The sequence below is a fragment of the Pseudoalteromonas sp. MB47 genome, from assembly GCF_011319765.1.
GTDB lineage: Bacteria > Pseudomonadota > Gammaproteobacteria > Enterobacterales > Alteromonadaceae > Pseudoalteromonas > Pseudoalteromonas simplex.
The window spans coordinates 106,923-129,555 of the sequence record NZ_VFBD01000021.1; the positions used below are offsets into that span (position 1 = coordinate 106,923).

General features: G+C 42.1%; 21 protein-coding genes. 15 read left to right on the plus strand and 6 right to left on the minus strand.

What is annotated here, in order from left to right; genetic code table 11:
- Positions 1–152: 152 nt before the first annotated feature.
- The 4 genes from purL (at position 153) to IMPJCBKJ_RS12050 (ending at position 7,208) form a co-directional block, all read left to right on the plus strand.
- Positions 153–4,037, plus strand: a complete 3,885-nt coding sequence (gene purL / locus IMPJCBKJ_RS12035) for a phosphoribosylformylglycinamidine synthase (RefSeq protein WP_166340531.1) — start codon at positions 153–155, stop codon at positions 4,035–4,037.
- Between the two features lie 182 nt (positions 4,038–4,219).
- Positions 4,220–6,688, plus strand: coding sequence for a YdbH domain-containing protein (locus tag IMPJCBKJ_RS12040; RefSeq protein ID WP_166340533.1), 2,469 nt, complete (start codon positions 4,220–4,222; stop codon positions 6,686–6,688).
- Positions 6,681–6,863, plus strand: coding sequence for a YnbE family lipoprotein (locus tag IMPJCBKJ_RS12045; RefSeq protein ID WP_054551055.1), 183 nt, complete (start codon positions 6,681–6,683; stop codon positions 6,861–6,863). Before IMPJCBKJ_RS12040 ends, IMPJCBKJ_RS12045 begins: the two co-directional genes overlap by 8 nt.
- A 9-nt stretch (positions 6,864–6,872) precedes the next feature.
- Positions 6,873–7,208 carry a YdbL family protein gene (locus IMPJCBKJ_RS12050; protein ID WP_054551056.1) on the plus strand — a complete coding sequence of 112 codons (336 nt, stop codon included), beginning with the start codon at positions 6,873–6,875 and terminating at the stop codon, positions 7,206–7,208.
- A 74-nt stretch (positions 7,209–7,282) separates the two neighbouring features.
- Here IMPJCBKJ_RS12050 and IMPJCBKJ_RS12055 read toward each other — a convergent pair whose 3' ends face one another.
- A complete protein-coding gene (locus tag IMPJCBKJ_RS12055; protein WP_166340617.1) occupies positions 7,283–7,825 on the minus strand; it encodes a DUF1415 domain-containing protein in 543 nt (180 codons plus the stop codon).
- A gap of 50 nt (positions 7,826–7,875) precedes the next feature.
- Complete coding sequence (gene waaA, locus IMPJCBKJ_RS12060) at positions 7,876–9,135, minus strand: lipid IV(A) 3-deoxy-D-manno-octulosonic acid transferase (RefSeq protein ID WP_166340535.1); 1,260 nt, start codon at positions 9,133–9,135, stop codon at positions 7,876–7,878.
- 153 nt (positions 9,136–9,288) lie between these two features.
- Here waaA and IMPJCBKJ_RS12065 point away from each other — a divergent pair, with 153 nt between their 5' ends.
- From IMPJCBKJ_RS12065 to hldE, 3 genes are read left to right on the plus strand one after another with little or no spacing between them, the layout of a single operon-like run.
- Positions 9,289–10,776: a capsule assembly Wzi family protein gene (locus tag IMPJCBKJ_RS12065; protein ID WP_166340537.1), complete on the plus strand. Its 1,488-nt coding sequence runs from the start codon at positions 9,289–9,291 to the stop codon at positions 10,774–10,776.
- Between the two features lie 32 nt (positions 10,777–10,808).
- Positions 10,809–11,399: an SIS domain-containing protein gene (locus tag IMPJCBKJ_RS12070; RefSeq protein WP_054560969.1), complete on the plus strand. Its 591-nt coding sequence runs from the start codon at positions 10,809–10,811 to the stop codon at positions 11,397–11,399.
- On the plus strand, positions 11,399–12,838 hold the full coding sequence (hldE, locus tag IMPJCBKJ_RS12075) for a bifunctional D-glycero-beta-D-manno-heptose-7-phosphate kinase/D-glycero-beta-D-manno-heptose 1-phosphate adenylyltransferase HldE (RefSeq protein ID WP_166340618.1): 1,440 nt from the start codon (positions 11,399–11,401) through the stop codon (positions 12,836–12,838). The genes IMPJCBKJ_RS12070 and hldE overlap by 1 nt, the downstream gene beginning before the upstream one ends.
- On the opposite strand, the gene IMPJCBKJ_RS12080 is transcribed toward hldE, so the two are convergent.
- Positions 12,828–13,550, minus strand: coding sequence for a 3-deoxy-D-manno-octulosonic acid kinase (locus IMPJCBKJ_RS12080; protein ID WP_054551060.1), 723 nt, complete (start codon positions 13,548–13,550; stop codon positions 12,828–12,830). The two genes, hldE and IMPJCBKJ_RS12080, sit on opposite strands and share 11 nt — an antisense overlap.
- Positions 13,551–13,674: 124 nt before the next feature.
- Here IMPJCBKJ_RS12080 and IMPJCBKJ_RS12085 point away from each other — a divergent pair, with 124 nt between their 5' ends.
- The 6 genes from IMPJCBKJ_RS12085 to glpG all read left to right on the plus strand — a co-directional run bounded on the left by IMPJCBKJ_RS12085 (position 13,675) and on the right by glpG (position 18,903).
- Complete coding sequence (locus tag IMPJCBKJ_RS12085) at positions 13,675–14,736, plus strand: glycosyltransferase family 9 protein (protein WP_166340539.1); 1,062 nt, start codon at positions 13,675–13,677, stop codon at positions 14,734–14,736.
- Complete coding sequence (gene gmhB / locus IMPJCBKJ_RS12090; RefSeq protein ID WP_166340541.1) at positions 14,733–15,278, plus strand: D-glycero-beta-D-manno-heptose 1,7-bisphosphate 7-phosphatase; 546 nt, start codon at positions 14,733–14,735, stop codon at positions 15,276–15,278. Before IMPJCBKJ_RS12085 ends, gmhB begins: the two co-directional genes overlap by 4 nt.
- A 163-nt stretch (positions 15,279–15,441) precedes the next feature.
- Positions 15,442–16,638, plus strand: a complete 1,197-nt coding sequence (locus IMPJCBKJ_RS12095; protein WP_054551063.1) for a glycine C-acetyltransferase — start codon at positions 15,442–15,444, stop codon at positions 16,636–16,638.
- Between the two features lie 55 nt (positions 16,639–16,693).
- Entirely contained in the window at positions 16,694–17,719 is a 1,026-nt protein-coding gene (tdh, locus tag IMPJCBKJ_RS12100) for an L-threonine 3-dehydrogenase (protein ID WP_054551064.1), read from the plus strand.
- A 54-nt stretch (positions 17,720–17,773) separates the two neighbouring features.
- Complete coding sequence (glpE, locus tag IMPJCBKJ_RS12105) at positions 17,774–18,091, plus strand: thiosulfate sulfurtransferase GlpE (RefSeq protein ID WP_166340543.1); 318 nt, start codon at positions 17,774–17,776, stop codon at positions 18,089–18,091.
- Entirely contained in the window at positions 18,088–18,903 is an 816-nt protein-coding gene (gene glpG / locus IMPJCBKJ_RS12110; protein ID WP_054551066.1) for a rhomboid family intramembrane serine protease GlpG, read from the plus strand. Before glpE ends, glpG begins: the two co-directional genes overlap by 4 nt.
- A gap of 41 nt (positions 18,904–18,944) precedes the next feature.
- Here glpG and IMPJCBKJ_RS12115 read toward each other — a convergent pair whose 3' ends face one another.
- Positions 18,945–19,349, minus strand: coding sequence for a flagellar basal body-associated protein FliL (locus IMPJCBKJ_RS12115; protein ID WP_054551067.1), 405 nt, complete (start codon positions 19,347–19,349; stop codon positions 18,945–18,947).
- Between the two features lie 165 nt (positions 19,350–19,514).
- Between IMPJCBKJ_RS12115 and IMPJCBKJ_RS12120 the strand changes: the two genes are divergently transcribed.
- Together IMPJCBKJ_RS12120 and ubiA are read left to right on the plus strand one after the other, a co-directional pair.
- Positions 19,515–20,060, plus strand: coding sequence for a chorismate lyase (locus IMPJCBKJ_RS12120; protein ID WP_166340545.1), 546 nt, complete (start codon positions 19,515–19,517; stop codon positions 20,058–20,060).
- A complete protein-coding gene (gene ubiA / locus IMPJCBKJ_RS12125) occupies positions 20,057–20,935 on the plus strand; it encodes a 4-hydroxybenzoate octaprenyltransferase (protein WP_166340547.1) in 879 nt (292 codons plus the stop codon). The genes IMPJCBKJ_RS12120 and ubiA overlap by 4 nt, the downstream gene beginning before the upstream one ends.
- On the opposite strand, the gene IMPJCBKJ_RS12130 is transcribed toward ubiA, so the two are convergent.
- Both IMPJCBKJ_RS12130 and IMPJCBKJ_RS12135 read right to left on the minus strand, forming a co-directional pair.
- Positions 20,936–21,556 carry a 2OG-Fe(II) oxygenase gene (locus IMPJCBKJ_RS12130; protein WP_166340549.1) on the minus strand — a complete coding sequence of 207 codons (621 nt, stop codon included), beginning with the start codon at positions 21,554–21,556 and terminating at the stop codon, positions 20,936–20,938.
- A gap of 141 nt (positions 21,557–21,697) precedes the next feature.
- Positions 21,698–22,585, minus strand: coding sequence for a LysR family transcriptional regulator (locus tag IMPJCBKJ_RS12135; RefSeq protein ID WP_166340551.1), 888 nt, complete (start codon positions 22,583–22,585; stop codon positions 21,698–21,700).
- Between the last annotated feature and the right edge of the window lie 48 nt (positions 22,586–22,633).

A 22,633-nucleotide genomic window follows, 5' to 3' on the forward strand; every position in this document is an offset into this window, starting at 1 on the left:
AGACGACTAAGCTAGTTAATTGTTGCAACCTTAAAAGCGGTTATGAAGATTATTTAAATAAAAGCGTAATTTTGAGTTAAATCTAGACGTTATTTGCACTATAATATGCGCCTAAAATATCGTTCAATCCCTAACCCCGGATGAAAATACCTATGTTGATCCTTCGTGGTGCACCAGCACTTTCCGATTTTAGAGTTCAGAAAATTTTAGCGCGTTGCCAACAGGCACAACTTCCAGTCACTGACGTTTATGCTGAGTTCATGCATTTTGCTGATCTTACAGCTGAGCTTTCAGCTGATGAGCAAACCAAGCTGGAAAAACTGCTTACTTACGGTCCAACAATTGCCGAGCATACCCCTGCTGGCACGTTAATTCTTGTAACGCCGCGTCCAGGTACTATCTCGCCTTGGGCATCAAAAGCAACTGACATCGCACATAACTGTGGCTTAAGCCAAGTTCACCGTGTTGAGCGTGGTATTGCATACTACGTAGAAGGTAACTTATCAGCTGAGCAAACAGCTGAAGTTGCAGCGTTATTACATGACCGTATGACAGAAGCAACGCACGCGGATATGGCTGATGCAGCTAAATTATTCCGTCACGATGAGCCGCGTCCAATGTCATCAGTTGACATTTTAGGTGGTGGCCGTGAAGCGCTTGCTAAAGCAAACGTTGAGCAAGGTTTTGCGCTTGCAGATGACGAAATTGATTACTTGGTAGAAAACTTCCAAAAGTTAGGGCGTAACCCGAACGACATCGAATTATTCATGTTTGCACAAGCAAACTCTGAGCATTGTCGTCACAAAATCTTTAACGCTGATTGGACAATTGATGGCATCGAACAGCCAAAATCATTGTTCAAAATGATCAAAAACACTTACGAGCAAAACCCTGAAAACGTACTATCTGCATATAAAGATAACGCAGCAGTAATGAAGGGCTCGTTAGCAGGTCGTTTCTTCCCGAATAACGAAGGCGAGTATGCATATCATCAAGAAAACATCGAAATCTTGATGAAAGTTGAAACGCACAACCACCCAACAGCGATTGCGCCATTCTCTGGTGCATCAACAGGTTCTGGTGGTGAGATTCGTGATGAAGGTGCTACAGGCCGTGGTTCTAAGCCTAAAGCTGGTTTAGTTGGTTTCACTGTATCTAACTTACGAATCCCTGGTTACGAGCAACCATGGGAAACAGACTTTGGTAAGCCTGGTCGTATCGTAAATGCACTGGATATCATGACTGAAGGCCCATTAGGTGGTGCGGCATTCAATAACGAATTTGGTCGTCCTAACTTACTTGGTTACTTCCGTACATACGAAGAGAAAGTATCAAGCCATAATGGTATCGAGGTACGTGGTTACCACAAGCCAATCATGCTTGCAGGTGGTTTAGGTAACATTCGTTCTGAGCATGTTCAAAAAGGCGAAATCCCTGTAGGTGCTAAGCTAATTGCACTAGGTGGTCCGGCAATGAACATCGGCCTAGGTGGTGGTGCTGCGTCTAGTATGACATCAGGCCAATCAAACGAAGACTTAGACTTTGCATCGGTACAACGTGAAAACCCAGAAATGGAACGTCGTTGTCAGGAAGTTATCGATAAATGTTGGCAGCTAGGTGATGCAAACCCAATCGCTTTCATCCACGATGTGGGTGCAGGTGGTCTTTCTAACGCATTCCCTGAGCTTGTAGACGACGGTGGTCGTGGTGGTAAATTCCAACTTCGTGATATTCCAAACGATGAGCCGGGTATGGCACCACACGAAATTTGGTGTAACGAATCTCAAGAGCGTTACGTATTAGCAGTTGCGGCAGAAGACTTCGCGCGCTTTGAAGCAATCTGTAAACGTGAACGTGCAGAATACGCTGTTATTGGTGAAGCAACAGAAGAGCGTCACTTAACGGTTGAAGATAGCCACTTCGGTAACAACCCTGTTGATCTTCCGCTTGATGTTTTACTTGGTAAAGCACCAAAAATGCACCGTGAAGTTGAATCGAAAAAAGCGCAATCTCAACCATTAGACGTTGCTAACATTGATGCTGCAGACGCTGCACAGCGTTTATTACGCTTACCAACGATTGCTGAGAAAACATTCTTAATCACCATTGGTGACCGTACGGTAACGGGTTTAGTTGCGCGTGACCAAATGGTAGGTCCTTGGCAGGTGCCAGTAGCAAACTGTGCGGTAACAGCCGCTGCGTTTGATACTTACCACGGTGAAGCAATGTCACTAGGTGAACGTACACCAGCTGCACTTTTAAACTACGGTGCTTCTGCTCGTTTAGCTGTGGCTGAGTCACTAACGAACATTGCGTGTGCTAACATCGGTGGGCTTGAAAATATCAAGCTATCTGCAAACTGGATGGCCGCAGCAGGTCACCCAGGCGAAGATGCGGGCCTTTACGAAGCTGTAAAAGCGGTAGGTGAAGAGCTTTGTCCGGCGCTTGGTTTAACTATCCCTGTGGGTAAAGACTCAATGTCGATGAAAACTCAATGGGATGAAAACGGTGAGCAAAAATCGGTTACTGCGCCATTATCACTGATCATTACTGCCTTTGGTCGTGTTGAAGATGTGCGTAAAACAGTAACGCCACAGCTACGCACTGATAAAGGTGAGTCATCACTATTATTAGTTGATTTAGGTGCGGGTCAAAACCGCATGGGCGCATCAAGCCTTGCACAGGTTTATAAGCAACTAGGTGATGTAACGCCTGATGTTGATAACCCAGCACTATTAAAAGGTTTCTATGAAGCAATGCAAGCGCTTGTTGCTGATAACAAGTTACTTGCTTACCATGACCGTTCAGATGGTGGTTTATTCACGACTATCGCTGAAATGGCATTTGCTGGTCACACGGGGGTAACAGTTGACCTTGCAGGCTTAACAGGTTCAGACATCGAAGCGCTTTATAATGAAGAGCTAGGTGCGGTTATCCAAGTAGCAAACGCTGATTTAGACGCAGTGAAAGCGGTTCTTGCTGATCACGGCTTAGCTGCTATCAGCCATGAAATTGGTGCACTAAACGCTGATGACCGCGTGGTATTCACTCGTGGTGATGATGTGGTTCTTAACCACACGCGCACTGAGCTTCGTACTATTTGGGCAGAAACAACTTACCAAATGCAAGCGCGTCGTGATAACCCAGAGTGTGCTAAGCAAGAGTTTGACGCTAAGTTTGACGCAAAAGACCCAGGTCTTAACGTAAAACTAAACTTTGACTTAAACGAAGATGTTGCAGCACCTTACATTGCAACTGGTGCGAAGCCGAAAATGGCTATTTTACGTGAGCAAGGTGTTAACTCTCACTTAGAAATGGCGGCGGCATTTAACCGCGCAGGCTTTGCTGCGGTTGACGTGCACATGAGCGACATACTTGAAGGTCGTTTAACACTTGAGCAATTTAAAGGCTTAGTAGCATGTGGTGGTTTCTCTTACGGTGACGTATTAGGTGCAGGTGAAGGCTGGGCTAAGTCAATCTTATTTAATGAGATGGCGCGTGAGCAGTTCCAAAGCTTCTTCCACCGCGAAGATACATTCAGCTTAGGTGTGTGTAATGGCTGTCAAATGCTTTCAACATTGAAAGAATTGATCCCGGGCACTGAGCACTGGCCACGTTTCGTAACGAATAAGTCAGAGCGTTTTGAAGCTCGCTTTAGCCTTGTAGAAGTACAAGAAAACCCATCGGTATTCTTTAACGGTATGGCAGGTTCACGTATGCCTATCGCTGTTTCTCACGGTGAAGGTCATGCTGAGTTCGCAAACGGTGATGCAGTTAAAGCAGCGCTTGAATCAGGTACTGTGGCAGTGAAGTTTGTTGATAACTACGGTAACCCAACAACGCAATACCCAGCTAACCCGAATGGCTCACCAGAAGGTATCACAGGTATTACTTCTACAGATGGTCGTGCAACGGTGATGATGCCGCACCCAGAGCGTGTATTCCGTACGGTTGCTAACTCATGGCACCCAGATGAGTGGCGTGAAGATAGCCCATGGATGCGTATGTTCCGCAACGCTCGTAAAAACGTTGGCTAGAACTTAATTGTGTGCATAGCTATACAAGCTAGGTTCATACAAACCGTTTAAACTAAAAAGGCTGCACTATCATGTGTGGCCTTTTTGTTTATAATATTCTGAGAAGCGAGAAGCGAGAAGCGAGAAGCGAGAAGCGAGAAGCGAGAAGCGAGAAGCGAGAAGCGAGAAGCAAGGAGAGTTTTTTGAGTTTTAAGCGGGCGTGTGTTGGGTTGCTAGGTATCGTGCTAAGCATGGTGCTGTTGGCGTATCTGTTCAGATTACCACTGACATCGTGGTACTTAACGCCTATGCTCAGTAAAAATGGTGCTGAGCTTCACTGCATTGATTGGTCATTAACTCGCAAGCTTGATTTGAATATCGAGAAATTATGCTTAACCTACCAAGGGCAGCAAATTGAGTTAGCTGGCATTATTGCGAATAAGAAACAGGTTAGTATTTCTCGAGCCAATCTTATAATTAGCAATCAGAGTAATAATCAACAACCTGACACTTCACAAACTGAATTTAAAAAGCTTGCTTTGGTATTACCCGAGCAAAGACCGCTAATAAGTATTGAGCAGCTTGATGTAGTCTCACCGTTTACCCAAAATCCTGTTAGGTTGGCGATACAAGAAAAACGCCTAAATCATTTTACGATTTCACGGGATCTCAATGCTGACGTTGTAATATCTAATTATGAAGTCAAAGCCAACATCACCTTTGATGAGCAAGTGGCTGAGCGGTTCGTAACATTGCCAACAAGCAGCCATTTTACCACTCAATCACAGATTAAGTTTGATGGAATTACAGTTGCAATTGAAAGCTCAATCAATGCAAGTTATCAGCATGCTGTAGGGGAGTGTGACCTAGGTTTTGCTAGCGAAGGGCAATTGAGTGCTAAGTATCAATTAAATCAACAGCATTTATACGCGGATTTATCAGCTTTACAAAATCAACTGAGCGCAAACCGAGACTGCTTAAACACCATCGCAGACCAGCAGCATCAATCATTTGTTGAAGCGCAGTTACCGCTTACTTGGCAGTTACACATTGAAAAACCAGTGAGTGTAGAAGATAAAAATCTTTCAGCCCCAATCATAAAGCTGCAAGCTATAGAAGGGCAAAGTGAGGTGACAGTCAGTAATACATCCCTTTCTCTGCTGGATCCGCTCACATCACTGAATAGCCAAGTTAGCATTGATTTTAATAGTAAAGATATAGATGAGCTTAAGTTCAACGCACATTTGCATGAAGAGAACGTCAGCGCTGATTTTCAACTGTCGGTGGATTCACTACCTGCATTTTTAGATTTTCAGGCTGGTGGCGCTTTGACTGAGGGTGTTGGGGTTAAAGGAAAGCTAAATATCGATGAGTTATTTACTAGTCCTACAGCTAAACTGAATACCAATATCAGAGTTAAAAATGCCCTAATATCGGGTGCACAGATAGCTGATTTTAGCAGCGCAATTAACGCTGAGTATAATGCCCAGCAGCACCTCGTTGTTAACGCTAATAGCAAGGTTAAATCATTAACTTATGATGATATTAACGCAGCAAAAATTAGCAATGAGCTTACTCTTAGTACAGATCTCAGTGTGGGGGAGTTATTTGCTGATATTGATGCCAAAACCACAGCCGCTAAATTATCAACAGCAGAGCTTAGCTTAAATAAGTTGTCTGTTGTGTCAAAAGCTCTTCAAAGCCGCGCCTTGCAGGCAACACATCATGTATTTGCAGATGGCTTTGAAGCGCTTGTTAGCCATAATATGTCTGAGGTTGCCCATCCATTTGAATTAGTGATACCAGAGCAGGCCGTATCCAAGCTAAACCCGATAGTTGCTCAGTTTGAGCCTCTTGCTACCGTCACTGATGGAGTTGTTTCGGGCAATATTAAAGGGGATGTAAATCTTCAGCAAGCACAAGGGCGCGTGCAAATAAGTAAATTCAGTGCGCTTTATAATGATTATCTAGCAAATGATTTCGCAGTGAATTTGAACGGCACGTTTAATTCAGGGCAGCTTAATATTGCAGCGACTAAATTTACACTCAATGAACTGCGCGCAGGTGCCGTGGTCAAAAATATACAAGGTCTGTTGCAGGTAACAGCTAATCAGCCTTGCGCAGCTAATCTAACTGGTCAGGTTATGGGCGGGGCATTTGTGGTGAATAAGTTCTGCCCACTCAGTGATAGCCAAACCGCGACTGTTAAATTTGAAAATATTGATGCCAGTAAATTGGTCACCCTTGATGCAGAGTCTGGGATTAGCTTAAGTGGGCGCTTAGCAGGCACCTTACCCGTTGTAATAAATAAACAGGGCATCGAGGTAAAGCAAGGGCAGTTAGTTAATCAGGGTGATGGTAAATTACTGATCACCAATAATGCGGGCTTTGAAGCGGTAAAAGCGCAGCAACAAGAGCTGAGTACCACGCTGAGTTTACTTGAGAATTTAGATATTAAAAAACTACGTAGCAGTGTTAACCTCAAACCAGATGGGTGGTTACATTTAGGTGTTAATTTAGAGGGTTATAATGAAGCGCAGCAGCAAGCAGTGAACTTTAATTATAACCATGAAGAGAATGTATTTACCTTGCTTAGAGCGCTGCGTTTAAGTGATGAAATTACTCAAAAAGTTGAGAAAGAGTATGCAAAAAAAGGAAGCAATGATGGCTAAGTGGTTAGTAATGCTGACGGCGGTAGGCATGCTGAGTGCCTGTACTCACCGTGTTGAGGTGGCAGCAAAAGAGCCGATTACAATCAACTTAAATGTAAAAGTTGACCATGAGATCCGCGTAAAAGTGGATAAAGAACTAGATACCTTATTCAGTGATGACAGCGAATTATTCTAAGGAGCACACATGCGTAAATTACAACTTAAAAAACTAAATGTGATCACCTTGATCAGTGCTGTTTGTTTATCTTTCTCTGCTTGGGCTATCAGCCTTGATGATGCAAAAAGCCAAGGCTTAGTAGGTGAAGACAGCTCAGGCTATTTAGGTTTAGTGGTTAATAACAGCGAAGCAAAAGCGGTCGTTGATGAAATTAATGCAAAGCGTAAAGAGCAATATTTAAAACTTGCGAAAAAGAACAATCTTTCGTTAGCGCAAGTTGAAGCACTTGCAGCTGCTAAAACTATCGAAAAAACGAAGCCGGGTCACTACATTGAAGTGAACGGTGAGTGGGTAAAAAAATAACTCACTAAATTTAATAGCTATAAAAACAAAAAGCCAGCATTGCTGGCTTTTTATTTATTGAACGCCGGTAGGTGTTAGCGCTTATCGATGCAGTTTTGCAGCAGCTGCTGCCAAAAGTCGATGCCTTTGCGTCTTGCTAGTTTAATGTTGTGCTCTGGGATAGATTCGGGTTCATTGTAGCTGTCTAACGCTTCGCTCATGCTGGCTTCACGGATCAAATGCAGTGTTGGGTAAGGTGCACGATTCGTATAGTTTGCAGCGTCTCTGTCATCGCTATCAGCAAATACATAGTCAGGATGAAAGTTGGCTATTTGATACTTACCTTCATAGCCTTGTGCAGCTATAAGCGCATTGGCTAAATCGACTAAATCTAAGAACTCTTCAAAATCCTTAAAGCCTTGCTCAAACATCAACAAAGTGGTTTCGCGCTCTGCAAGTTGATCTAACGCGTTACATTGCTCAAGCATATCCATTACTGCATCATCAAGCGTAATAGACTGACTGATTTGATAATGAATGCAATTGCTTTCAACTTCTTTACGGGCAAACGGGCAGAAATTGTATTTTACGATTACGCTTGATACCCATTCGCGCATTTGTATTTCTGGGCGATTCATCGCTTGCTTTGAAGTCACATTATTTCTCTATTCTATTTTACTTTTCTATCTTACTTTTCTAAGTAATGCTCAATTAAATTAACCGTTTTACTGATGGCGCCTTGATTGTTAGTAACGCATTTCTGAGCTTGCTGACCGAGCTTAATCGTCTTTTGTACATCACTACTCAAAGCGATAAGTGTGTCAGCAAGGTGATTTTCATCGGTAACGGTTTTAGCTCCTTGAGCACTAATCAGCTCAGGATAAATATGGTCAAAGTTATAGGTATGAGGACCTGCTAATACGCCAACAGAAAACGCTGCTGACTCTAACGGATTATGGCCGCCTCGCTCGATTAAACTACCGCCAACATAGCTGATGTTTGCCACACCATATAAGCATTGTAATTCACCTAACGTGTCAGCTAACACAACTTGTTGCTTGTTATAGTCATCTTCACTGCGACGACTAAAGCTCAAATTTGAACTTTTTAATATCTCTGCGACTTTATCAAATTGCTCTGGGTGACGTGGAGCAATAATCAAAAGAGCGTTGGGTAACGCTTTTAACAGCTTCTTATGAGCAGTTAAAATAAGCTCGTGTTCAATAGGGTGAGTAGAGCCTGCAACCCAGATAAAGCGCTCGTTGTTATATTGGTTTTTAAGTGCTGCGACTTTATTTAATTGCTCATCTGTAGGCATGATATCAAATTTAATTGAGCCAAATACGCGTGCCTTTTCAGGCTTTAAACCAAGTTCAATAAAGCGTTTTGCATCATCTTGATTATGACTGGCCAGATCGCTAATAGAGTGCATGATCACCTTAGTTAAAGGCATTACCTTTTGGTAGCCTTGCTGTGATTTAGCTGAAAGCCGGGCATTTAAAACAAGTACCTTTGTGCCGTTATTGTTGCTTTGCGCCATAAGGTTTGGCCAAAGCTCAGTTTCTAAAATACACAGTACCTTTGGCTGGATACGTTTTAAAAACCGCTTCGTAGCGAAGAAAAAATCAATCGGTAAATAACAGCAGCTAACCGCATCTTTAAAGTTATTTTTTATTTGTTCGCGACCCGTTGGGGTATTGCAGGTTACTAAAATAGTAAGTGTTGGGTTTTCTGATTGAACAGCCTTTATAAGCGGCGTTGCTGCTAACACTTCCCCTACAGAGGCACAATGAAAAACAACATCGTGATGAGATAAGTTCGAAAAGCCAAAGCGCTCAGCAAAATGCTCACGGTAACCCTTATTCTTTTTGCCGCGTAAAACATACAGGTAAAAAACAACCAGTGGGCTTAGTAGGTATAAAAGTAAAGAGTATAAAATGCGCGTCATTGCTTAGCCTATATAGGTAAAACGTTATGATAGCGTGGAACATACGCAATCTAAATATAAAATGTTAAAAACGGTTATCAATGAGAGTTTTAAGTGTTTACTATTGGCATATTTGGTAGTATTTCGGTTACTTAACAAATCAACGAAGCAATTATGAAATTTAAAATGATAAAAGCCTCGGTAATAGGTGCCTTATTAAGTTGCTCAATGCCTTTATTTGCAACACCAACCGCTTATTTACCTATGGGTATGGATGCACAGCTTGATCATCAATTAGATACTTTGTTTGCACTAACAATTGGCACTCCTATGGCTAAGCCTTACCGTTTAGCAGAAGTCGAGAAAGCACTTTTGGTGCTTGAAAAGCAAGAGCCAAGGTTAGCTGCTGCGATTCGTTCAAAAATAAAGTCTTATCAAAGTGATGATGTAGTAACACGTGCAGGTGTTAAATTACAAGTTGATACAGACAACAGTAAAAAAATAGCAAATCAACGCGGACTTAACTCTGATGAATGGGGACAAGGCTTTTTTGAAGGTATTTGGCGTGCCAATGATTACACGCTAGTACAGGTTGGAGTTGATTACCGAGCCAAGGCAAATAAGTTTGTAAATTACAATTCGTTTATTAGTTTTGCTGGTGAAGATTTACAGTTAAACCTTGGGTATAAAGAACATTGGTTCTCGCCGTTTAAGCATTCTGCACAAATTATTTCAACCAACGCAAAAACAGCCCCGTCAATTTCGATTGGTATGGTAAAGCCTGCTCATAATTGGTGGAATTTTGATTTTGAATTGTATTATTCAGAATTAGAACATGTTGATAATGGTATTCTTTATCAAGGTGAGCTTCATAGTGGTACACCAAAACTTGCAGGAACGCATTTTAGTATTGAGCCACTTGATGGTTGGAAGCTGGGTCTTAACCGAATGATGCAGTTTGGCGGTGGACCACGTAAGGTAGATGCTGGTGATGTGGTGGATGCATTTTTTGATCCGGCAGGTAATGACAACTCTGGCCTTACTGGTAGTAAAGATAATGAGTTAGGTGACCAATACGTAACAATTACCAGCACTGTGAATTTTAATTGGGGAATGCCAGTTGAGCTTTACTTTGAATACGGTGGTGAAGATACAAAAAATCATAAGAACTACCAATTTGGTAATACTGTTAGTAATTTTGGTTTCTTCTTACCAAAGCTGAGTAATGAGATGTCGCTTAGGTATGAATATACCAATATGCACAGCTTGTGGTACGTCAATGAAATTTACCCTGTCTATGGTAATACGGTTGGTGGTTTTGTAACGGGTCACTATGCAGCTGATCAGCGATATACTGACTTACATGCCAATGGCGTTGCGAGAGTTTACGCCGATGCGCCTCCCACACAAGTGCACAGCATGGAGTTAACTTATAGTGAAAGCTACCGTTCATTCTGGCGCAGCAAGCTAACATTGATAGAGAATGAAAGTAACTATTTAAATGAGTGGGGTCAAACGACTGGCGTTTATGAACGTGCCGTTGAACTTCAACTAAGTAACACGCGTCAATTAAACGAGCATACATTAGAGACAACTCTTACCTATGGTGAAGATGTTTTTGGCGATAACTATACTTGGTTATCTGTAGCCTATTTTTGGTAAGCAAAGCCGTTAATACTTTTTAAGGAATATTTATGTCAAATCTTGATTCTGTAGCGGCAAGCTACCTAGAAAGTTTAAATCGTCATCAAATGTTGTTTGAGACGATGGAAACCTACCACCCTGAAGTAATGCAACTACTAGAAGCTTGTCACAGTGCTTTACAAGCAGGTGGTAAGGTTATTTGGTTTGGTAATGGTGGTAGCGCGGCTGATGCACAGCATTTAGCTGCTGAGTTTGTTGTGCGTTATAAATTGGAGCGCGGTCCGCTGGCTTCTATCGCATTGACAACAGACACCTCAATTTTAACCGCTCACAGTAACGACTATCACTTTGATACTGTATTTGAGCGCCAAGTGCAGGCGTTATGTAAGCCTGAAGATTTGGTGATTGGCTTAACCACATCTGGCACTAGCCCTAACATCAATCTTGCACTGGCAGCGGCAAATGAAATCGGCGCCTTTACTGTGGCATTAACAGGTCGAGATGGTGGTAAGGTAAAAGATATCGCTAAGCTACCGATTATTATTAAAAATGATGAAACCGCACGTATCCAAGAGGCGCACATGTTTATCGGGCATTGGTTATGCGAAGCCATCGATATGGTTGTAGCGGAGCAAAAGTAATGGATTTAGCGTTACTAAAAAGCCTTTCAAAGGCGCGTATTTTAGTCGTTGGTGATGTCATGCTAGATAGATACTGGCATGGCGACTCAGGGCGTATTTCGCCTGAAGCCCCTGTACCTGTTGTAAAAGTCAGTAAGTTTGAAGACAAAGCCGGTGGTGCAGCAAACGTTGCAAAAAATATTGCCCGTTTAGATGGTAAAGTGGGTCTACTAGGCTTAGTTGGTGAAGATGAAAGTGGGCAAATCCTCGAAACAATTTTAAGTTCAGAGAAAATTGATTCGCAATTAGTGAGTGTTTGCGATTTACCGACTATTTCTAAAATGCGAGTAATCAGCCGCCATCAACAAGTTGTGCGTCTTGATCTTGAAGAGACCTTTACTGAGCAACACAGTCAACTGTTATTAAACCGTTTAGAGCTGGTTTTAGATGACTACGATTTTGTGTTGTTTTCTGACTACAACAAAGGCTCTCTGAGCTTAATTCAACAAATGGTTCAGGTTGCAAAGAAAGCAGGTAAAACGGTGCTTATTGATCCTAAATCATCTGATTTAAACTTATACCGTGGTGCCGATTACATAACCCCTAACTTAAACGAATTTAAACTTGCTGGTGGTAAAACTGATTCTGAGCAAAACTTGACTGACAGCGCTCGTAAGCTAATCAGTGAAGCGGGCATCGCTGCGATGCTATTAACGCGCTCAGAGCAGGGGATGTCGTTAATCAGCCAAGCAGAAAAACATGATTTTGCAGCCCAGCAGCTTGAAGTCAGCGATGTAACCGGCGCTGGTGATACTGTAATTGCAACATTAGCAGTGATGCTTGGTGCGGGTATGGCAGCAAAAGATGCAGTTGAAATTGCCAACCTCGCTGCTGGTATTGCGGTGAGTAAACTGGGTGCCGCAACCGTGTCCCCAGAAGAGTTGAGCCGTAAACTTGGTCAATATTTACAGCAAACCGGCGAGCATTATCAAACGCCATTTGAAGATGTGCTTCAGCATATTGAGTTTGCTAAGCAAAATGGTGAAAAAATAGTGTTCACTAATGGTTGTTTTGATATCCTTCACGCAGGCCATGTGCGCTACCTTGCTCAGGCTAAAGCACGAGGTGATAGGCTGGTTGTTGGCTTAAATAATGATGAGTCAATCACTCGCTTAAAAGGCCCAGAAAGACCAATTAATCCATTGGATGAGCGTGCTATGGTATTAAGTGCGCTTGCGTCAGTTGATTGGGTTATTCCATTTGGCAGCATTGAAGAAAATGACACGCCAGCTAAGCTGATTGAGCAAATTAGCCCTGATGTGCTAGTAAAAGGCGGCGATTACACCGTTGACCAAATTGCTGGTGCCGATCATGTTCTACGCCATGGCGGAAAAGTCGAAGTACTTGAGTTTCTTAATGGCTGCTCAACATCAAACGTAATTAGCAAAATTAAGTCTTAAGCAATGCTTGGTAGTCACACACCAGTGACTGCCAATCACTTTGTTGCCAATGCATCACTTCATTACGCCCTTGCTCTTTTGCAAATGAACGGGCAAGGCGCTTAATGTTCTCTGTTTGCCAGCTAGCATGTGGCTGTTTGATTTCACCGCGGTCAAAGTCAATGATAAACACCTTACCTGTATCATCGAACAAGATGTTATTGATGTTTAAATCTGCGTGATAGACGCCATGATTGTGAAATTCGCTGAGAGTGACTGCTATCGCTTTTAGCTCAGACTGGCTAAGTGGACGCGTGATTAAAATATCTAACACGCTTTTGGCGCCTGTTACTGCCTCGGTGATGATATCGCCGCGATAGATTAAGCCGTGGTTGGTCACTTTTGCCGCAATGGGTGTCGGCACATTTAGGCCAAGCTCAAGCAAACGCATCATCAGTGTAAATTCTTTATAGACTCGAGTTTGCTTCAAACCAACATATAGGTACTGATCGCTCAGTAACTTACCAATTAAACCACCACGCCAATAGTGACGAAGAACGCCTGTAAGCTGTTGATGTTTAAAAAACCACGCTGTTGCACGACCTTTTTTGGCACCAACGATTTTATCTTGTTGTTGCCAATAATTGGCATCGAACCACTGTTGTGTGAGCTCGTCTTTATAAGCTGGGTGACACAAAAGGGTGGTGTTTTGCAGATGCTGAGTTTCAAACATAACAACTTCAAGATTAAATAAAATTAGCGCTATCTTACCGTATTTTTAGCTTTTCGCATAAGTGCTTGCATTAGCATCAAGTTAATTTAAGATCGCATATTATTTGCTGTAGCTAAGGGCGCACGTGACTCAACCAACCTCCTATTCAGATATTTGTATTTTAAGGCTTTCGGCTATTGGTGATGTATGTCATGCCGTATCAGCAGTGCAAGCAATTCAAAAGGCACATCCGAAGGCAAAAATTACCTGGGTGATTGGTAAAGTTGAGGCTATGTTACTGGCCGATTTACCAGGTGTTGAGTTTGTTGTGTTCGATAAAAAGCAGGGCAAACAGGCTTATCAACAACTTAAAGACACGTTCAAGGGGCGTAAATTTGATGTGCTATTACATATGCAAGTCGCACTCAGAGCGAATTTAGCAGCCCGTTGTATTCCTGCAAAGATCAAAGTGGGGTTTGATTGGGCACGCTCAAAAGAGTTGCATAGTTTGTTTATTAATAAGCGTATTGCCCCGCAATCAGAGGCGCATGTATTAGAAGGTTTTAAAGGCTTTGCTCAAGCAATTGGCATCCCTGATTACAAACCTCAATGGCAAATGCCAATTACTGAGCAGCATCAACAAGCAGCCGATGCGCTATTAGGTGAAGAACGTTTAGCTGGGCGTATTTTTGTTATCTCGCCTGCGGCAAGTAAAAAAGAGCGAAATTGGTTACCTGAGCGTTATGCTGCACTTGCAGAACATGCTCATCAACAAGGCTTTTCGGTGGTTATTACTGGCGGCCCAACCCCTTTAGAGATTGAACTTGCCGAGCAAATTATCGCGCATAGTTCGGCACCTGTGCTTAACTTAGTAGGGAAAACTCAACTAAAAGAACTGTTATGTGTTTTGAAACGTGCGGCGTTAGTGTTAGCTCCAGATACAGGGCCTGCGCACATGGCTGTAACGGTAGGAACACCTGTTATTGGTTTGTATGCCCACTCAAACCCAAAACGCACAGGACCTTATTTGTATCAAGAGTATGTTGTTGAGGTTTATCACCAAAACTTACGTGAACAAACAGGCAAAACAGCGCAACAGCTACCTTGGGGAACACGCGTTAAAGGGGCTGATTTAATGGCGCAAATAAGTGTAGAAAAGGTGATTTCGATGTTTGACCACGTGGTAGATAAAGAGCAATTGTCATGAGCAAAGTTTTATTTTTAGACCGTGATGGTGTGGTCAATATTGATCATGGCTATGTATACAAACCAGAAGATTTTGAATTTGTACCCGGTGTATTCGAGGCGTGCAAAGCTTTTGCTGATGCTGGTTATAAAATTGTGGTGGTAACTAACCAGTCGGGTATTGGCCGTGGTTATTATTCAGAACAAGATTTTTCCAACCTCACAGAGTGGATGAAGGGCGAGTTTTTAAGTAACGGCGTTACTATTCTTGATGTCTATTTTTGTCCGCATCATCCAAGCAAAGCAGAGCCTGCCTATTTGCAAGAATGTAATTGTCGCAAGCCTGCTCCGGGTATGCTGTTACAAGCCATCGATGAGCATCAAATCGACCCATCACAAAGTATTATGGTCGGTGATAAGCTTGGCGACCTTATTGCTGCTGAAAGAGCTAACATCGCTACCCGAGTTTTAGTTCGTTCAGGGCAGAGTTATGCTGAGTCAACAGAACAACATGCCGATATTGTTTGTGAATCTTTAGCTGATTTACCCAATTTATATTTATAATTTATGAGGTAAGACCAGTTTAAGTTCACAAACCCACACCAGTTGAGGGTTTGCGACGAACTGCAAACAGTGCAATTGTTCGTCTAAGCTTTTACAATAGGTGCAAAATTTAAATTCATGCTAATCATTTCTGATTAGGTACAAGAATATGTGGAGATTACAGATGAGAGCATCTGCGTTTTTTAATCAGTTGCAGCAGCAAATTGATGAAGTGAAAGCTGAGGGCTTATACAAAAGCGAACGTGTTATCACGTCGCAGCAACAGGCTCAAATTGAAGTTGCCTCTGGTGATAAGGTTATTAACTTTTGCGCTAATAACTACCTTGGCTTAGCAAATAGCCCAGCGTTAATTAAAGCTGCTCAACAAGGCCTTGATGATCACGGTTTTGGTGTAGCGTCTGTGCGCTTTATTTGTGGTACTCAAGATATCCATAAAACTTTAGAGCAAAAGATCTCTGAGTTCTTAGAAACAGAAGACACCATTCTTTACTCATCATGCTTTGATGCAAACGCAGGTTTATTCGAAACAATTCTAGGTCCAGATGATGCGATTATCTCTGATGCACTAAACCATGCTTCGATCATTGATGGTGTACGTCTTTGTAAAGCAAAGCGTTTCCGCTATGCAAATAACGACATGAGTGACCTTGAAAAGCAACTTATTGCTGCTGATGAAGCGGGCGCTAAAACTAAGTTAATCGCTACTGACGGCGTTTTCTCAATGGACGGCGTTATTTGTAACCTTGAAGCGGTTTGTGATCTTGCCGATAAATACGATGCATTAGTGATGGTTGATGACTCTCACGCTGTTGGTTTTGTTGGTGAAAATGGTAAAGGTACGCCGGAGTACTGCGGTGTACTAGACCGTGTTGATATCATCACGGGTACTCTTGGTAAAGCACTTGGTGGCGCATCAGGCGGTTACACATCAGGTAAAAAAGAAATTGTTGAGTGGTTACGCCAGCGTTCTCGTCCTTATCTTTTCTCAAACTCACTTGCACCATCAATTGTTACTGCATCAATTAAAGTACTTGAGATGCTAAGCAATGGCGGCGAGTTACGCGCTAAGCTTTGGGATAACGCAAAGTATTTCCGTGAACAAATGGAAGCTGCAGGGTTTACCTGTGCAGGTAAAGACCACGCGATTATCCCTGTCATGTTAGGCGATGCTAAAGTTGCCTCAGCCATGGCTGACAAATTACTTGCAGAAGGTATTTACGTAACAGGTTTCTCATTCCCAGTAGTACCTAAAGGCCAAGCACGTATCCGTACGCAAATTTCTGCGGCGCATACAAAAGAGCAATTAGATACCGCTATTGCTGCCTTTACCCGTATTGGTAAAGAAATGGGCGTTATCTAATTTTATTTCCTAAACCGAAGCTTTTGCTTCGGTTTTGTTTAATTGAGTAAAAATCATGAAAGCATTATCTAAATTAAAAGCAGAACCAGGGATCTGGATGACTGATGCGCCAAAACCTGAAGTTGGCCATAACGATCTGCTTATTAAAATCCGCAAAACAGCAATTTGTGGAACAGATGTCCATATTTATAAATGGGATGAGTGGGCACAAAATACAATTCCTACGCCAATGGTTGTTGGCCACGAATATGTAGGTGAAGTGGTTGATATGGGTCAGGAAGTACGTGGTTTCCAAGTGGGTGACCGTGTTTCTGGCGAAGGCCATATTACCTGTGGTCACTGTCGTAACTGTCGCGCTGGTCGTGTGCATTTATGTCGTAATACAACAGGTGTTGGTGTAAACCGTGAAGGTGCATTTGCTGAATACCTTGTGATCCCAGCTTTCAACGCATTTAAAATTCCAGATAACATTCCTGATGAACTAGCATCAATCTTTGACCCATTCGGTAATGCAGTACACACAGCGTTGTCGTTTGACTTAGTCGGTGAAGACGTATTAATCACAGGTGCTGGCCCAATTGGTATCATGGCAGCTGCTGTTGCCAAACACGTGGGTGCACGTCATGTGGTTATCACCGATGTGAACGAATACCGTCTAGATTTAGCGCGTAAAATGGGCGCGACTCGTGCTGTAAACGTAGCAACTGAAAAGCTTGAAGATGTAATGAAAGAGCTTGGCATGACTGAAGGCTTTGATATTGGTCTTGAAATGTCAGGTGTGCCAGTAGCATTTAACAGCATGCTAAACAACATGAATCACGGTGGTAAAATTGCCATGTTAGGTATTCCACCTTCAGATATGGCGGTTGATTGGAACCAGGTTATTTTCAAAGGTCTAATCATTAAAGGGATTTATGGCCGTGAAATGTTTGAAACTTGGTACAAGATGGCGAGTCTAATTCAGTCAGGCCTTGATCTGAAACCAATTATCACTCACCAGTTCTCCGTGGATGACTTCCAAGCAGGCTTTGATACAATGATTTCAGGCCAATCAGGTAAAGTAATCCTCAACTGGGATTAATACCGAGTAATTTGATAAGGCGGCTTTGGCCGCCTTTTTAGTTTAGAGAGTACTATGTCGTATAAACATATTTCAGTGAGCGAAACGTTTGCGCTGTTAGAGAAAGAAGAGGTTGTGATTGCTGATATTCGCGATCCTAACTCATTTCAAACGGGTCATATCCCAGGTGCTGAGCATTTATCAAATGCTAACATCAGCGATTTTATGATGCATAAAGAGTTTGATCAGCCAATCATCATCGTTTGTTATCATGGTGTGAGCTCTCAAGGTGCTGCTAGCTATTTAGTTGAGCAGGGGTTTGAAGACGTATACAGCATGGATGGTGGCTTTACAGCTTGGCAAGCGCAACTTCCGGAGCATATTGAACGATGATTGAGTTGGGTAGCATAAATAATCCTCGCGCCGCACAAGGCTTTATAGATTACATAAAAAGTAAGGGCTTACATGGAGAGCTGCGCTCGCAAGATGGACAAACTGTGATTATTTGTGTTGCTCCAGAGCACTTTCATCAAGCCCAATCTCTTTGGCAGGAGTTTGCTGCTAACCCTCATGACGAAAAATACCAACAAGCTTCATGGCAGGTAGGCAGTACACAATCGCCTCTGTCATATCAAGGGCAATCCCTTAATTTAAAAGCTCGCTTTAAGGCATTAAGCTGGCTAAACCGTACAGTTACTCTAGTCTCGATAGCTATATTTATTGCCTTCTTATTAGGTGGTTTTGAAACTATTTACAGTATGTTGCAGTTCAACCCTGCACAGCCACTAACTTGGTTTACACCTGCCATTGTGCATTTTAGCGCTATTCATCTTATTTTTAATTTGATCTGGTGGATGACGCTGGGTAACGATATAGAAAAACGCAGTGGCAAATTAACCTTAGTGGGTTTATTTTTAGTGACGGCATTCATTAGTAATTGGGCACAGTTTTTAGTAGTTGGGCCTAACTTTGGTGGTCTAAGCGGCGTTGTGTATGGTTTACTGGGTTTTTGTTGGATCTACAGCGTAATGAGGCCAACAGAGCCGCCACTAGTAAGTAATAGCATTGTCGGTTTTATGCTGGTATGGCTTATTCTAGGCTTTGTAGATATGTTGCCTGTGAGTATGGCGAACTGGGCGCATTTAGCGGGGTTATTGGCTGGTATGGCTTATGCCGTGTCAGACAAGCTGCTTTCACGCAAATAATCGCGTAAATAAAAATGGCGGCTAATGCCGCCATCTTACAATTAATGATATAAATACTTAGTAAATAACACTTCTCGGACAATCTCTTGTCCTGTTTCTTGTTTTAGTAGTGCTTTTAGCTTTTCGGTGCAGCGCTTTCTTATTTCTTCGCGGCCGGTAAGCGATTTAATGTTTTCTTCAGGCTCTTTTGAGAGTATTTCAACAATCGCATCACGCAATAGTGGAGTGTGATGTTCTACGATTGCGATATCAGATAGATCATTGAGCATGAGATCCACCGTAATACGAACATAGCCAAGTTTTTTATTACCTTGACCTATGTAGTTAGTGATGATGTCAGGCTCAAAACCAAAGTAGCCAACATTTGATTCAGCGCGAACAGACCAACTTGTTGCAGTAACAAGTAGCATGCTTATCAAGTAAATTGATAACAATGATTTTTTCATAGTTAAGAATATTCCACCCTTTCAATGATTTTTAGTCTATACCCAAATTCACTTAAGATACAGGCTGTTCTGCGTTTTTTAACCCAGCTTGAGATTAAATCATGACTTTTGCCAAACGTGCAGCAGTGATATCATTTGCACGGTTTTTAAAAATAATGAGTCGTTGTGATCACATTCCCAGTTTCATTAGCTGCAAATTGGCAGCCTGCTTCAGCATTTCCAGATTTGACGCAACAACAGCAAAGTTGGTTGCTTGAAGCTGGGTCATTAACAGCTAAGCTTAAAAGTCACTGTCAGGTCTTTTCAGTTAAAGTTTTAAACGAAGCACCTTTTGACTTAACCCGCGAGCAACAAGCATTACTCAATACCTCTTTAAGTCAGGCATTAAATCGCGAAGTGTTACTACTATGCGATGGTAAACCAATGGTTTATGCACAAAGCTGGTTGCCGGCAGATGATACATTAAAAAAGCAGCAGTTACTAAGTATGGGGACAAGGCCGCTGGGCGATGTTATTTTTCAAGACCCAAACTTATCGCGCACTGAAATAGAAGTTGCTGAGTTTTCACAGCAGCACGGTATTCAAGCTTTAACAGCTGAAATAGGCTACTCTTCACAAGCATTGTGGGGAAGGCGCAGTGTTTTTAGCTTATCTAATGCTCACTTTCTCGTGGCTGAAGTATTCTTACCTGGAGCGTATATTTACCTATGAAGCTAGCTGCACTTAAGGTCGCACATATACCTTACTATAAACAGTTAATGCGTACCGATAAGCCTATTGGTACCTTGTTGCTATTATGGCCAACTTATTGGGCGTTGTGGCTTGCTGAGCTTGGCACGCCGAGCCTATTAAATTTTGTGGTATTTAGTTTGGGTGTCTTTGTGATGCGCAGTGCTGGCTGTGTAATAAATGACTTTGCCGATCGTAAAATCGATGGCTCAGTTAAGCGCACAGCTCAGCGACCGCTGGCAGCAGGTTTAGTATCAAGTGGTGAAGCTCTGAGCTTATTTGTACTGCTCATTGTGATGGCGTTTGGTTTAGTGTTAACACTTGGATGGTCAACGATATTATTGTCGTTTGGTGCCTTAGCATTGGCGTTTTGTTATCCATTTATGAAGCGTTACACCCAGCTGCCGCAAGTTGTACTTGGCGCGGCATTCAGTTGGGCTATTCCAATGGCCTATATGGCATCAATTGGCTCAGTACCATTAGAAGCCTGGCTCCTATTTATCGCGAATCTTGTTTGGACTGTGGCTTATGACACCATGTATGCCATGGTTGATAGAGATGATGACTTAAAGATTGGCGTTAAATCAACGGCAATCTTGTTTGCCAGCTATGACAGGCATATCATCTTTTTGCTCAATGCCTTATTTATTGCGATTCTTGCTTACATAGGTATGAGTCATCACCTTGGCTTGCCATATTGGCTGGGCTTAGCTACAGCGGTTGGTTTTTTACTTTATCAACAAACGCTTATTCATAAACGAGAGCGAGAGCCTTGCTTCAAAGCATTTTTGAATAATCACTATGTGGGGTTAGTGATTTTTATCGGTTTAGCAGCATCCTTGCCACTGTCCTTTTAATTATCTTGGTGGGTCGATAGTACCGCTGATTGAGGCATTTTTTCTGAACCAACCCGCAATTGAGTAGCGTACATCGTTTGCGGGTAATACTTCATGCATAAAGCGTTCGCTTTCAAACATCACCAATAAGCCCGCTTGAGGTTTAATGACTATTTCAATCTCTTTACTCTTTGGTTTGTAGATCACCAATTCACCGCCAGATTCTGGCGTATTTAAGTAACAAACCGTTGTAAAAATGCGATTAGAACGGCCTTTGAAGGCATCATAGTGCTTTTTATAAAAGTCACCTTGTTGATACTTTGCATAATGGCATTCATAGTCAAATAAGCCTAAATAAAAGCCACGGTTTAACTGTGTCTTTATTGCTTCCATGGTCGCCAGATAAGTAATTTGTGCTTGGCTTGAGCTATCAAACCAAAAGGTTTTATCTTTACGCACAGTTTTATCTATTTGTTGGTCGTTTAATCGGCCAATACCTGCGGTATTAAAATGCGGATTAATGCGATAGCAATCGGCAATTAAATCAGCAATTAAGCTTTCATTAATCGCGTTTTCAACAACAGCATAACCAGTACGTTCAATAGCATCTAAGTATGTGTCGGTAATAAGCGGTGCGGTCATTCATATGCACAATCAAAAAAAGGTGCGTAAGTGTATATGAAAAATTGTGTTATGCACGCTTTTTATGCAGTAAAAAATGAAGAAATAGAGGGGGGTTGGCTAGCCTGATTAACTACAGGCTAGCAGCATATAAAATAGCTTTTAGTTTTGGCTTGAAAGGGCCGTTTTTTCAATGAGATCGAGTAAGTGGCTAACGTGAGAATTCTCATTGATTTGTTGGTTTGTTTGGATTATCAGCTGGTCGTGTGCGATACCTTTATTAGTTTTTAATAATAGTAACTCCGGATCAGATGACACACTATTAGCATGCTCAATGCTGGCAATCGCGATATGGTTTGATTTTTTCAGACCATCCATAACTTGTTCAATACTGCCTACTTTGATGCTTGATGTTTTATCAAAAGAATCAATTGCATCGTTTAGCATAGATTGCACTTGTTTTGACTGTGAAAAACAGCTGTACATAGGGTAGTCAGCTAAGTCGCGTTTACTAATGTCACTTTTATTTGCAAGCGGGTGATTTTTAGCCACGAAAATGATTAGTTGATCAGGTAAATGTATATCGCTGCCAATGCTGTTCATCGCTTGCGAACATACACTGATATCAATTTCACCTAATTGCAGTTTACGTACTAGTTCACTTTGCTCTTGTAACTGCATCTCGATTTTCACATGAGGGTACTGCGCTAAAAACTGACCGCAAGAAACAGGCACAACCGTGCTCGCTTTGTTGGTGTAGCCAATAATCAGTTTTTCACTTGCGCAGCCGTTTAATGATTCAAATAAATGCTTCTTGGTTTCTTCAAGATTGTCGAGAGTTTGTTTTGCATACTCTAGGAAAAGCTCACCTTCTTTGGTTAACTTTACTGAGCGAGTAGAGCGAGTAACTAGCTCATAACCAATTTCATCTTCAAGTGTTTGAATACTTCTAGTTAATGCAGAAGTGCTTATTTGAGTTTTCTCTGCAGCTTGGCGGAAATGCCTTAGCACGCCTAATGCTACGAATTGTTCAAGTTGTTCAAATCTCACTTTAATAGTCCCTTGTTATAAGTAAGCCCTACATCCAGGCGGTACAAT